10 protein-coding genes are annotated in these 12316 nt (G+C 70.9%); 3 read left to right on the top strand and 7 right to left on the bottom strand.

Annotated elements, in window-relative coordinates:
* Positions 1-46: 46 nt before the first annotated feature.
* Positions 47-1042, bottom strand: coding sequence for a type I glyceraldehyde-3-phosphate dehydrogenase (gene gap, locus BM342_RS13710; protein WP_092967161.1), 996 nt, complete (start codon positions 1040-1042; stop codon positions 47-49).
* Positions 1043-1170: 128 nt separating this feature from the next.
* On the opposite strand from gap, the gene BM342_RS13705 reads away from it, so the two are divergent.
* A complete protein-coding gene (locus BM342_RS13705; protein ID WP_092967159.1) occupies positions 1171-1683 on the top strand; it encodes a GNAT family N-acetyltransferase in 513 nt (170 codons plus the stop codon).
* Here the strand turns inward: BM342_RS13705 and BM342_RS13700 are convergent.
* Positions 1680-2945 carry an MFS transporter gene (locus BM342_RS13700; RefSeq protein WP_092967157.1) on the bottom strand — a complete coding sequence of 422 codons (1266 nt, stop codon included), beginning with the start codon at positions 2943-2945 and terminating at the stop codon, positions 1680-1682. The two genes, BM342_RS13705 and BM342_RS13700, sit on opposite strands and share 4 nt — an antisense overlap.
* Positions 2946-3012: 67 nt before the next feature.
* Here BM342_RS13700 and BM342_RS13695 point away from each other — a divergent pair, with 67 nt between their 5' ends.
* Positions 3013-3432: a MerR family transcriptional regulator gene (locus BM342_RS13695; protein WP_092967155.1), complete on the top strand. Its 420-nt coding sequence runs from the start codon at positions 3013-3015 to the stop codon at positions 3430-3432.
* 121 nt (positions 3433-3553) lie between these two features.
* Here the strand turns inward: BM342_RS13695 and BM342_RS13690 are convergent, their stop codons facing one another.
* The 4 genes from BM342_RS13690 to BM342_RS13675 are packed head-to-tail and all read right to left on the bottom strand — an operon-like array spanning position 3554 to position 8722.
* Positions 3554-5554 carry a glycoside hydrolase family 127 protein gene (locus BM342_RS13690; RefSeq protein WP_092967153.1) on the bottom strand — a complete coding sequence of 667 codons (2001 nt, stop codon included), beginning with the start codon at positions 5552-5554 and terminating at the stop codon, positions 3554-3556.
* The gene (locus tag BM342_RS13685; RefSeq protein WP_369823165.1) at positions 5551-6525 is read right to left on the bottom strand and encodes a carbohydrate ABC transporter permease; all 975 of its coding nucleotides are present in this window, start codon (positions 6523-6525) and stop codon (positions 5551-5553) included. The genes BM342_RS13690 and BM342_RS13685 overlap by 4 nt, the downstream gene beginning before the upstream one ends.
* Positions 6525-7427 (bottom strand): carbohydrate ABC transporter permease, encoded by a 903-nt coding sequence (locus tag BM342_RS13680; protein WP_092967151.1) that lies wholly within the window; start codon positions 7425-7427, stop codon positions 6525-6527. The genes BM342_RS13685 and BM342_RS13680 overlap by 1 nt, the downstream gene beginning before the upstream one ends.
* Positions 7424-8722: an ABC transporter substrate-binding protein gene (locus BM342_RS13675; protein WP_092967149.1), complete on the bottom strand. Its 1299-nt coding sequence runs from the start codon at positions 8720-8722 to the stop codon at positions 7424-7426. The genes BM342_RS13680 and BM342_RS13675 overlap by 4 nt, the downstream gene beginning before the upstream one ends.
* Positions 8723-8887: 165 nt before the next feature.
* Between BM342_RS13675 and BM342_RS13670 the strand changes: the two genes are divergently transcribed.
* Complete coding sequence (locus tag BM342_RS13670; RefSeq protein ID WP_092967147.1) at positions 8888-9916, top strand: LacI family DNA-binding transcriptional regulator; 1029 nt, start codon at positions 8888-8890, stop codon at positions 9914-9916.
* A gap of 88 nt (positions 9917-10004) precedes the next feature.
* Here the strand turns inward: BM342_RS13670 and yicI are convergent, their stop codons facing one another.
* Positions 10005-12269: an alpha-xylosidase gene (gene yicI / locus BM342_RS13665; RefSeq protein ID WP_092967145.1), complete on the bottom strand. Its 2265-nt coding sequence runs from the start codon at positions 12267-12269 to the stop codon at positions 10005-10007.
* Positions 12270-12316 lie beyond the last annotated feature (47 nt).

Raw genomic sequence — 12316 nt, 5'->3', positions numbered from 1 at the left:
GGCCCTTCGGAGCCGGGTGCGGCCGATCAGGCGATCGGCCTGGGTGTCAGGCCCCGAGCAGCGTGAGCGAGTCGATCACGCGGTTCGAGAAGCCCCACTCGTTGTCGTACCAGGCGACGACCTTGACGTGCTTGCCGTCGACGCGCGTGAGCTCGGAGTCGAAGATCGACGAGTGCGGGTTGCCGACGATGTCGCTCGACACGAGCGGCTCGTCGGAGTACTCGAGCACGCCGAGCAGCGGTCCCTCGGCGGCGGCCCGGTAGGCGGCGAGCACCTCGTCGCGCGTGACGTCCTTGGCGACGGTCGCGTTGAGCTCGACGATCGAGCCCACGGGGATCGGCACGCGCATGGCGTCGCCCGAGAGCTTGCCGTCGAGGTTCGGGAGCACGAGGCCGATGGCCTTCGCCGCACCGGTCGACGACGGGACGATGTTCTCGGCGGCGGCGCGTGCGCGGCGCGGGTCGGAGTGGGGGGCGTCCTGCAGGTTCTGGTCCTGCGTGTAGGCGTGCACGGTCGTCATGAAGCCGTGCTCGATGCCGGCGAGGTCGTCGAGCACCTTCGCGAGCGGCGCGAGCGCGTTCGTGGTGCACGAGGCGTTCGACACGATGACGTCGGTCTCGGGGTTGTAGGCGTCGGTGTTCACGCCGTAGACGAGCGTGGAGTCTGCGCCCTTGGCGGGAGCCGAGACGAGCACCTTCTTGGCGCCCGCGGTGATGTGCGCCTTCGCGGCCTCGGCGTCGGTGAAGCGGCCGGTCGACTCGAGCACGAGGTCGACGCCGAGCTCGTCCCAGGGGAGCTTCGCGGGGTCGCGCTCGGCGAGCACCTTCACGCGGCGGCCGTCGATGACGAGCACGTCGCCGTCGACCTCGACGGAGCGACCGAAGCGGCCGCCGGCGGTGTCGTACTTGAGCAGGCGCGCGAGCTCGGCCGGGGACGTCAGGTCGTTGACGGCGACGAGCTCGAGGTCGGCGTCGCGCTCGATGAGTGCGCGGACGACGTTGCGTCCGATGCGTCCGAAGCCGTTGATCGCGATGCGGGTCATGCGTGGGGTCCTTTCGTGGATACTCCTCAACCATGCGCGCGTCCGTCGGTTCGCGGAAGTGGCCTGAACGCCATTGCACGAAAGGATCGCGCCACGTCTCGGAACCCCGCCCCGTTAGCCTGAATGCGATGACCCGCCTGACGAAGCCATACGGCCCCCTGCCCTTCTCGCTCGAGACCGAACGGCTGAGGCTTCAACTCTGGGAGGAGTCCGACGCCGCCGGATACCGCGCCCTCGTCGGCGAGCGCGGCGACGAGCCGCCCACGCTAGACGAGGCACGCGCCGAGATCCGCGATGCACGCGAGCGCGCGCCGGAACGCGGCATCCACCTGCTCACGCTGCGGGTGCGGGGAACCGACGAGTTCCTCGGGTACTGCGGCCTCGTCGTCGGCCGAACGAACCTCGACGAGCCCGAGATCGCCTACGAACTGCTGCGCAGCGCGCACGGGCACGGCTACGCGACCGAGGCCGCCGACGCGGTCGTCACTGCGGCGAGGGCGACCGGTCGCGCCAGGCTCCGGTCGACCACGCGGCCCTCGAACACGGCCTCGCAGCGCGTGCTCGACAAGCTCGGGTTCCGCCACGACCGCACGACCGCTGACGAGCACGGCGACATCCTCTGGTACGTGCTGGATCTTTAGGCGCGGGCGCCCTTCGTCGCAGCCGCGCGACCACGACCACGACCGAACGCGAGCAGCAGGCCGACGACGGATGCCGCCACGACCGTCGCCCCGAACGCGGGAAGCGAGGCGACGCCCGACGCATCGACCAGCCCCGACGCGACGGCCGCCCCGACCGCGATGCCGAGGTTGAACACGACGGGGATCAGCGCGCCCGCCAGGTCGCGGTGCTCGGCACCCGCGAGGCGCAGCATGAGCGTCTGCGCGAGCGGAGGCACGGCGCCCGAGGCCACGCCCCACACCACGACGACGACCACGCCGAGCACCGGGCTCCCACCGACGAGGGCCAGTGCCGCGAGCGCGAGCCCGGTCGCGACGGCCGCGATCACGAGTGCGCGTTCGGTGCGGGCGCCGAAGCGTCCGGCGAGCGCGACGCCGCCGGCCGAGGCGAGTCCGAACACGAGCAGCAGGGTGCCGACGCCGCCGGGCAGCGGGTCGGCGGCGGCGGCGAGCATCCGGGTGATGAACGTGTACACGCCGTAGTGGCCGACGAGGAGCAGCCCGACGAGGGCGACCACGGCGAGCATCGGGCGGATGCCGCGTGCCCGGCGTGCCCGCCCCGCCGGCCGCGCCGCGGCATCCGTCACCCCCGACGCGGTCGCCGTCGTCGCGCGCGCTGCCGGGCGCACCACCCACCGCACGGCCACGGCGGCCACGAGCGTCGCGACGGCGAGCCCCGCGAAGGTCGCCCGCCAGCCCACTCCCTGCGCGACGAGGTTCGCGAGCGGCGTGCCGATCACCATGCCCAGCGTCGCGCCGCCGAGCACGACCGCGACGCCGCGCGCGAGGTCGCGGTCGTCGACGAGGTCGGCCGTGAGCGCGTTCGTCGTCGCCCAGAGCAGGCCGACCGCGAGCGCCCCGACGATGCGAGCCGCCACGACGAGCGCGTAGAAGGGCGCGAGCGCGGTCGCCACGGCCGACAGAGCGAGCGCGACGAGGCTCCAGACGACGACCGTGCGCCGGTCGAGACGGCGGGTGAGCCGCACGAGCGGCAGGCTCCCGACGACGACCACGCCGGCCCAGATCGAGACGAGCAGGCCGGTCTGCGCCGCGCTCACGCCGAGCCCCGCGGACATCTGCGGCAGCACCGCCGTCGGCAGCATCTCGGCGGTGACCATGACGAACGTCGCGGCGCCGAGCACGATGAGGGCCGGCCAGGGCAGGGCGGATGCCGGTGCCCGGCCGGCCCGGGACCGCCTCGAGAGGGTCGTGGTGTCGTTCATGCTTCGACGCTAAACTTTGACATCAATGTCAAGGTCAAGCGACCTGGCGAACTCGGTTCGGAGGATCATGCGCATCGGAGAAGTCGCGACCCGGGCGGGCGTGTCGACGCGCCTCGTGCGGTACTACGAGCAGCAGGAGCTGCTCACCTCCGAGCGCGGCGCCAACGGCTACCGCGACTACGACGAGAGCGACGTCGAGCGAGTGCAGCGCATCGCGAGCCTCGTGCAGTCGGGCGTCACCACCAAGCTCGTGAAGGAGCTCATGGGCCTCGAGGATGCCGCGGCCGAGGCCCGCCCGAGCTGCCCGCGCGACGTCGCCGAGAAGCTCGCGGCCGAGCTCGTCGGCATCGAGGCGCGCATCGCGTGCCTCACCCGGAGCCGCGACACGATCCGCGACTACCTCGCGCGCACCGAGCACGCCGCGGTGCTGTCGGAGGCCGAACACGAGCGCGAAGTCACCCTCGCGCACGCACCCGCTGCGGGCTGACGCGACGGGCGTTCGCGCGAGGCGCGACGCCGCCATCGATCCAGGAGTGATCGTTCGGTCGCTTCCGGCCGGTTCACACGGATGTTCGCGACCACGACCGACCGAACGATCGGGAGCCCGATCAGCGGGACGGGATCCAGACGCGCATGGTCGACGGACCCCGCTCCGCCCACGCGTGGTACGGCACGAGGGGCACGTCGGCCGCGGCATCCGTTCGCGCATCGACCAGTCGCACGACGACGCCCGCACCCGATGCCCCGTCGACCGGCGCAACCGACGCATCCACGCGCAGGTCGGCGAAGTCGGATGCCGCGAGCGGCGTTCCGTCGAGGTCGACCGACTCGAGGGCGAACACCTCGGGCCCGCGCTCGACCACGAGGCATCCGCGCACCGCGTCGACCCGGGAGTCGGGCGCGACGAACCGAGGATCGGTCGGCAGGTCGAGCACGACCTCGTCGCCCACGCGCCAGGCCCGCGACACCGAGACCATGCCGGGTGCCGCCGACCACTCCTGCGTCGGCCCGTCGTCGGCGGGACGCAGCGTCAGCGCCGCGCCCGCCGCCCACGCCGGCACGCGCAGCGAGAGCTGCCACGGCTCGGCCGAGTCCTCGAGCATCCGCATGACGACCGAGCCCGAGCGCGGGTACGACGTCTCGACCTCGAACGCCGCATCCCGACCGCCTTCGAGCACGGTGCGCACGACCGACGGCGCGTACTGGTGCAGCTGCACGCCCGCGGCATCCGCCGTCGCGAGGTACGCGGCGAGGCTCGCGAAGGTGCGCGCCGTGTTCGGCGGGCAGCACGACACGTCGAACCAGGGAGCCCGCAGCGACGAGTGCGCACGGGGCGACACGACGTCGGGGTCGGCGGGCGCGCCCGGCACGCGCTGGTGCAACGTGTTCGCGTAGTAGAACGCGGTGCCCGAGGCATCCGGCGACGTCTCGATCACGTTGAAGAGCGTGCGCTCGATCAGGTCGGCGTACTTCGCCTCGCCGTTCGCGAGCAGCAGGCGCCAACTGAACATGACGGATGCCACGCCCGCGCAGGTCTCCGAATAGGCGCGGTCGCTCGGCAGCTCCCAGTCCTCGCCGAACGCCTCGTCCTGGTGGTGCGAGCCCTGCCCGCCCGTGACGTAGGTGCGGCGCTCGCGCGTGCGCGCCCACTGCCGGTCGAGTGCGGCGAAGAGCTCTCGGTCGCCCGTCTCGATGGCGACGTCGGTCGCCCCTGCGGCCAGGTAGTTCGCCCGCACCGAGTGTCCGCGCAGGGCCTCGGCCTCGCGCACGGCCACGTCGTCCTGGTAGTACGAGCGGCCCCACTCGATGTCGGCGAGCGTTCCCCGACCGTGGCGCTCGACGAAGAGGCGGGCCTGGTCGAGGTACCGCGGTTCCCCCAGCGCGCGACCCAGCTCGGCCAGGCCCACCTCGACCTCGGCGTGCCCGCAGATGCGCTCGTCGCTGCCCTCGCCGAACACCTCGCACACGAGGTCGGCGGCACGACGCGCGACCTCGACGAGGCCGTCGTCGGCATCGGGCCGCGTGCGCACGCGGGCGACCGCCGCCTGGAACAGGTGCCCGAGGCAGTACAGCTCGTGCCCCCACTCGAGGTCGCTCCAGCGCGGCTCCTGCCCCGGCCGGCCGAACCGCGTGTTCAGGTAGCCGTCGGGCTCCTGCGCAGCGGCGACCCTGGCGACGATCGCGCGCAGGCGGGCTTCGAGACGGGCGACGGATGCCGCGGCATCCGCTCCGCCGTCCGTTGCACGCCGGCCCGCGGCATCCGCCTCGGCCTGCAGCCGCCCGATCTCCCACGACAGCGCCTCGAGGTACTTGTAGACCTCGGAGTCGCTGAACTCCCGGCCGCGACGCCCCTCGGGCAGCACGCCCGCGACGGCGAGGTCGTAGTTGGCCAACCAGCCCTCGCGTTCGAGCCAGCCCTCGATGTGGTCGAGCGTCGCCGTGCCGTTCACGCGCTGGCGCTCGGCCCAGAGGCCGCCCGTGATGCGCACCTCGTCGAGGCCGAGCGGGCGCAGCGCACCCCTCGACGGCGAGACGGGCACGGCATGCGCCGTGGCGGTGGCAGTGGCCGGAGCGGTGGCGGAGGTGATGGGCGCAGTGGTCATGGTCATCCCTTGAAGGCGCCCGACATGAAGCCGCGCACGTAGTGGCGTTGGAGAATGAGGAACAGCAGGATGCACGGCAGCGCGAGCACGACCACGCCGGCCTCGGTGGCGCCGTAGTCGACGACGCCCTGCACCTGGCCGCGGAGGTTCGAGATCGCGAGCGGCAGCGTCATGCGGTTCGAGTCGTTGATGAGGATCAGCGGGGCCATGAAGTCGTTCCACGCCGCGAGGAACGCGAACAGGCCGACCGTGATGAGCCCGGGCTTCACCGCAGGAACGAGCACCTTCCAGAGCATGGTCCAGGCGGAGCATCCGTCGACCATCGCGGCCTCGTCGAGCTCGCGCGGAACCGACTCGAACGAGATGCGCATCATGAACATCGAGAACGGGAGCTGGAACATCGTGAGCACGAGCGCGACGCCCACGAGCGAGTTCGACAGGCCCACCGAGTTCAGCAGCACGTACAGCGGAATCAGCAGCGTCGCATACGGCACCATCAGGATCGCGAGCGTCGACAGGAACAGCAGGTCCTTGCCCGGGAACGAGAACCGCGCGAACGCGTAGCCGCCGAGGAGCGACACCGCGAGCGTGAGCAGCACGGTCAGCAGCGACACGAACGTCGAGTTCAGCAGGTAGACCCAGATGCCCGCCTGGTAGTTCGCGAGCGTGACGTAGTTGCCGAACCCCCAGCCGTCGGTCTGGTTCGTGCCCGCGAGCGGGGAGACCGACGAGATCGCGGTCCAGATGAGCGGGTAGAGGAACAGCAGCGCGAGGCCGGCCGTGAGCACCCAGTAGGGGGTGCGCATTGCGATGCCCGCGAACGAGGTCGGAGGCGTGCGTCGCCCGGTCGCGCCACCGCCAGCACCCCTGGCGCCACGCGCCACGCGGTGGTTCGGTGCGGTGATCGCGATGGTCGAGTCGGTGGGCGGCACGCCCGCGAGCGGATCGCGCGAGCGGCGCGGCATGGTCGTCGACATCAGTCTTCCGCCTTCTTCCCGAATGCGCGGATCTGCGCGATGTTGATCACGACGAGCGCGAGCAGCACGATCACCGAGAGGGCGCCGGCGACGCCGAGGTCGTTCTGACCCTGGAACGCGATGCCGTAGATGAGCTGCACGACCGTGATGGTCGAATTGTCGGGTCCGCCCTTGGTGAGGATGTAGAACTGTTCGAACGCGAGCAGCGAGCCCGTGACGCAGAGCACCGTCGTGAGCGCGAGCGTGGGCCGCAGCAGCGGGATCGTGACGCTGCGGAAGGTCTGCCAGCGCGACGCACCATCGATGCGCGCGGCCTCGTAGACGTCGTCTGGGATGCCCTGCAGGCCCACGAGCATGAGCAGCATGTAGAAGCCCGCGTACCGCCACACAATAAGGAAGATCGTCGACCAAAGCGCACCGTCGGGCGTGCCGAGGAACGTGAACCCCCACGACTTCATCAGCCCGGCGAAGGGCCCGGCGATGGGCGAGTAGATCACGTAGAAGAGCAGCGATGCGGATGCCAGGCCCAGGGCGCTCGGTACGAGGAACGAGGTGCGCAGCAGCCCCTTCCAGCGCGTCGACTCCTGCACGAGCATGGCGAGTCCGAGGCTCAGCGCGAGCAGGATCACCGTGGTGAGCACGGTGTACTTCAGCGTGAACCAGACCGAGTCGAGGAAGAACCGGTTGTCGGCCGCGTCGACGTAGTTCTGCGGCAGGTTCCAGCCCTGGTTGCCGCCGAGCAGCGGCCAGTCGCTCGCCGACATCTGCAGCACGAGCGCGAGCGGCAGGCCGAAGAGCAGCAGCACGAACAGTGCCGTCGGCAGGGCGAAGAGCCAGCCGGTCAGTGCGCGGCGGCGCCGAGCGGGCGAGACCCGCCCGGCGCCGCGGAGGGCGGTGCTCACTGCGAGAGCACCGCCGTGATCTCGTCGTTGTCGGCGTCGATCGTCGAGGCGTCGCCGAGCACGGCGTTGCGGACCATCGTCAGCCACGGGCTGTTCGGCGCGTTGAACGCCTGCTGGAAGTTGATCGCGACCGGGGTGTCGCCCTGACCGGCGACCTCGTTGATCGTGATCAGGCGCGGGTCCTTCTGCGAGTACTCGTTGTCGGCGAGGTCGGAGCGCGAGACCACGTCGTTGTCCTTCGCGAGCACGCCGACCTGGGCGTCCTCGCTCATCATCCAGCTGAGGAAGTTCCACGCCTGCGCGGCCTTCTTCGAATCCTTCGAGACGCCGATCCCGTCACCGCCGACGAACGTCGACGCGCCGCCCTCGGGGCCGACGAGACCCGAGACGCCCACGTCGAACGGGGTCGAGCTGAGCAGCGTAGCCGGGTACGGCATGATGCCGACCTTGCCCTCGGTGAACGCAGCGGTCCAGGTCGGGCCCGCCTCGTCCTTCGACGACGGGAGCACGGCGCCCGAGTCCCAGAGGTCCTTCCAGGTCGAGTAGATCTCCTTCGAGGTGTCGCTCGCGAGCAGCGACTCGGTGCCCTCGGGGTTCATAACCTCTTCGCCGTCGGCCCACACGCTCGGGAACCATGTGAAGACGAGGCATCCGCCGCAGTTGAGGCCCGTCGCGGTGCCGTAGGTGTCGGGCTTGTCCAGGCCCTGGATGGCCTTGGCCCACTCGGCGAACTCCGCGAGGTTCGCGGGGCCTGCCTCTGCGTCGAGGCCGGCCTCGGTCGCGAGGTCCTTGTTCCAGAACAGCATCGAGAGGTCGAGCACGAACGGGAGCACGTACTCCTTGTCGTCGAGCGTGCCGGCCGAAAGGTGGCCCTGGTTGATCGAGTCCTTGAAGTCGAAGCCGTCGATGTTCGCCGTGATGTCCTGGAAGAGGCCCTGCTTCACCCAGTTCGGCACGTAGACGATGTCGGCCGCGAACAGGTCGGGCAGTCCGTTCGAGCCCGCAGCGGCACCCACCTTCGCGACGTAGTCGTCGTTCGGCACGACCGTGAGCTCGACCTGGTTCTCGTGGCTCTCGTTGTAGGCGTCGACGAGCAGGTTGGCCTGCTTCTCGAGCGGCGCACGGGTCCAGAGCGTGAGCGTGGTGCCGTCATCGACGCCCTCGGCGCCCGCATCGGCGAGGCTCGAGCCTCCGCCGCCGCTGTCGCCGCCGGAGCAGGCGGCCAGCCCGATCGTGAGGGCACCGGCCGCGAGCAGAGCCCCGACCCGCGTCATCCGGCGATTGCGTGATCTCATCCGTGTACTCCTTGCTCATCGTTGAGAAGGCGCCAGAGGCGCCCGGGAATGTGGGTGCTGGTGCGGGCTTTCCGAAATTCCCGAAAGGCCTTTCGGCACGCTACAGTGTGAATCTCCCGGCCGTCAAGAGCGATGACCGGTAGCGTTTCAGTCGAGGAGGCGAACATGGCACGCAGCGGTGCGGGGGGCCAGAAGGCCGCGACGCTCAACGACGTCGCGCGCATGGCCGGCGTCTCGCTCGCCACCGCCTCGAAGGCCATCAACGGCCGCGACCAGGTCGCCCCGGCCACGCGCCAGCGAGTGATCGACGCCGCCGAGCAGCTCTCGTTCACGCCGAACTCGCTCGCCCGCAGCCTCATCGCGGGCCGCACCGGCACCGTGGGCCTGCTCACGAGCGACCTCGAGGGCCGCTTCGTGATCCCGATCCTGATGGGCGCCGAAGACGCGTTCGGCGCGGGGCAGATCAACGTGTTCCTCTGCGACGCGCGCGGCGACACCATCCGCGAGCAGCACCACCTGAAGGCCCTGCTCAACCGCCGGGTCGACGGCATCATCGTCGTGGGGCGGCAGACCGACCCCCGCCCCTCGCTGGGCCAGGGGCTCCCGGTTCCCGTCGTCTACGCCTATGCCCCGTCGGATGACCCGGCCGACGTGTCGGTCACGCCCGACAACGTCGCGGGCGGGCGCCTCGCGGTCGAGCACCTGCTCTCCACCGGCCGACGCCGCATCGCGCACATCACGGGCGAACCCGAGTACGCGGCCGCCCAGGATCGCGCGATCGGCGTTCGGGCGGCACTCGCCGAGGCCGGGCTCGAGCTCGTCGGCGACGTCATGATGTCGAGCTGGAGCGAGCACTGGGGCCGCGCCGCCGCCGGCATGCTGCTCGCCCAGCACCCCGACATCGACGGCATCGTCGCCGGCTCCGACCAGATCGCGCGAGGCGTCATCGACACGTTGCGCGACCTCGGCAAGAGCGTGCCCGAAGACGTCTCCGTCATCGGCTACGACAACTGGGAGGTGCTCGCGCTCAACTCCCGGCCCGAGCTCACGAGCATCGACGCCAACCTCCAGCAACTCGGCCGCACCGCGGCCATGCGCATCTTCGACGCGATCGACGGCGGCGAGCCCGACCGCGGCGTGCACCACCTGCCCGTGCGGCTCGTGATCCGCGGGTCGACGATCGAGCGTCGCTGACGCCGCTGCGGCGCGAAGCGGTACGTCACGCACGAACGGGCGCCCGGCAGCCGAAGCCGCCGGACGCCCGCACCCGCCGACGAGGCGATCACACGAACGTGGCCCCCCAGCCATCGCCGGCGTCGCCCTCGGCGGTGACGGCCTCCCCCGACACGGCGAACCGTGCCGACCGCCCGTCGGGTGCCGTCACCGTCGCGCCCGAGGCATCCGTCGCCCCGGGGAACACGCGCAGCTCGAGCCCGTCGAAGTAGTCGTACTCGGGCTGGTCGACGCGAGCGCCGATCGGCAGCACGGCACCCTCGCGCACGTACAGCGGCACGGTGTCGAATCCGTGCACCTCTCGACGCCAGGCGCCGTGCGAGGCGACGACCTCACCCGTCCACCAGTTCGTCCAGCGGCCCGCGGGCAGGTAGAACTCGACCTCGCCCGACTCCGAGAACACCGGCGCCACGAGCAGCGACGAGCCGAGCATGTACTGCCGGTCGAGGTACGCGGCGCCCGGGTCGCCCGGGAACTCCAGCGCCATCGGCCGCATGACCGGCACGCCGCTCGCCGACGCGTCGAGGCCCTGCTGATACAGGTACGGCATGAGCGAGAGCTTCAGCTTCGTGAAGATCCGCGTGACCTCGACGGCCTCCTCGTCGAAGGCCCACGGCACCCGGTACGACCCCGACCCGTGGAAGCGCGAGTGCGTGCCGAGCAGGCCGAACGCGACCCAGCGCTTGAACACGCCGGCATCCGGAGTGCCCTCGAAGCCGCCGATGTCGTGGCTCCAGAAGGCGAAGCCCGAGTACGCGAGCGAGAGGCCCCCTCGCAGGGTCTCGGCCATCGACTCGTACGTCGAGGTCGAGTCGCCGCCCCAGTGCACGGGCAGGCGCTGACCGCCGGTCGTCGCCGAACGCGCGAACACGACCGCCTCGCCCTGGCCTCGTTCCTGCTCGAGCACCTCGAACACGGCCTCGTTGTAGAGCTGCGTGTAGCGATTGTGCATGCGGTCGGGGGCCGAGCCGTCGAAGTACTCGACCTCGAGCGGGATCCGCTCGCCGAAGTCGGTCTTGAAGCAGTCCACGCCCTGCGCGACGAGCGCGCGCAGGTGGTCCTGGTACCAGCGGGTGGCCTCGGGGTTGGTGAAGTCGACGAGGCCCATGCCCGCCTGCCAGAGGTCCCACTGCCACACCGAGCCGTCGGGCCGCTTCACGAGGTACCCGCGCTCGGCCGCCTCGGCGAACAGCTTCGAACGCTGCCCGATGTAGGGGTTCAGCCAGACGCAGACCCGCAGGCCCTTGTCGCGCAGGCGCGCGAGCATGCCCTCGGGGTCGGGGAACGTGCGCGGGTCCCACTCGAAGTCGGTCCAGTTGAACTCGCGCATCCAGAAGCAGTCGAAGTGGAACACGCTCACGGGCAGCTCGCGCGCGGCCATCTCGTCGACGAACCGGTTCACGGTCGCCTCGTCGTAGTCGGTCGTGAACGAGGTCGACAGCCAGAGGCCGTACGACCAGGCCGGAACCCGGGCGGGCTTTCCGACGAGCTCGGTGTAGCGCTCGAGCACGCCCGCCGGGGTGCCGCCGTAGATCACGAAGTACTCGAGGCTCTCGCCCGGCACCGAGAACTGCACGCGCTCGACCGCCTCGGAGCCGATCTCGTACGACACGTGCCCCGTGTCGTTCACGAGCACTCCGTAGCCGCGGTTCGTCAGGTAGAACGGCACGTTCTTGTAGGCCTGCTCCGACGAGGTGCCGCCGTCGGCGTTCCAGATGTCGACCGTCTGCCCGTTCTTCACGAGCGGCCCGAAGCGCTCACCGAGCCCGTAGACGAGCTCGCCCACGCCGAGCGAGAGCTGCTGCAACGTGTAGGCGGATGCAGCGGCGCGCGCCGTGCCCTCGCGGGCGTTGCCGACGGGCACGCCGTCGAGCTGGGCGTCGGGCCGCACGCGCATGTTCGCGATCGACTTGTCGCCGGCGGTCACGATCGTGCGGCCGTCGACCTCGAACGCGAGCCCGAACGGGGCGCCGGGCGCCACGCGCACCGACAGTCGCCCCGAGGTGAGCAGGCCGCCGGTCTCGTCGACCACGACCACGCCCTGCCCGTCCTGCGCGCCGACGAGGTCGAAGCCCTGCGGCCTCGGCCCGCCCGCGTGGTGCTCGACGCGCACGCCGATCACGTCGGGCAGCGGCGACGAGAGCGTCACGGTCAGCAGCGGTCGGTTCAGGGTGTCGCCGCGCTTGGCGACGACGCCCGTCGTCGCGAAGACCTGCAGCCGGTGATCCCCGTCGACCCAGATGTCGTAGGCCTCCCGGCCGTACAACGGTTCGATGCCCGGCCTGATCTGCCAGAACCCGTCGGTGAACTTCATGCGAGTGGGTGTTCCTTTCGCGCGGGCCGCAGCTGCGGCATCCGCTT

The organism is Agromyces sp. CF514 (genome assembly GCF_900113185.1).
Classification (GTDB): Bacteria; Actinomycetota; Actinomycetes; order Actinomycetales; family Microbacteriaceae; genus Agromyces.
Note: the sequence above shows the minus strand (reverse complement) of the source record. Positions and strands in the feature narration are given on the sequence as shown.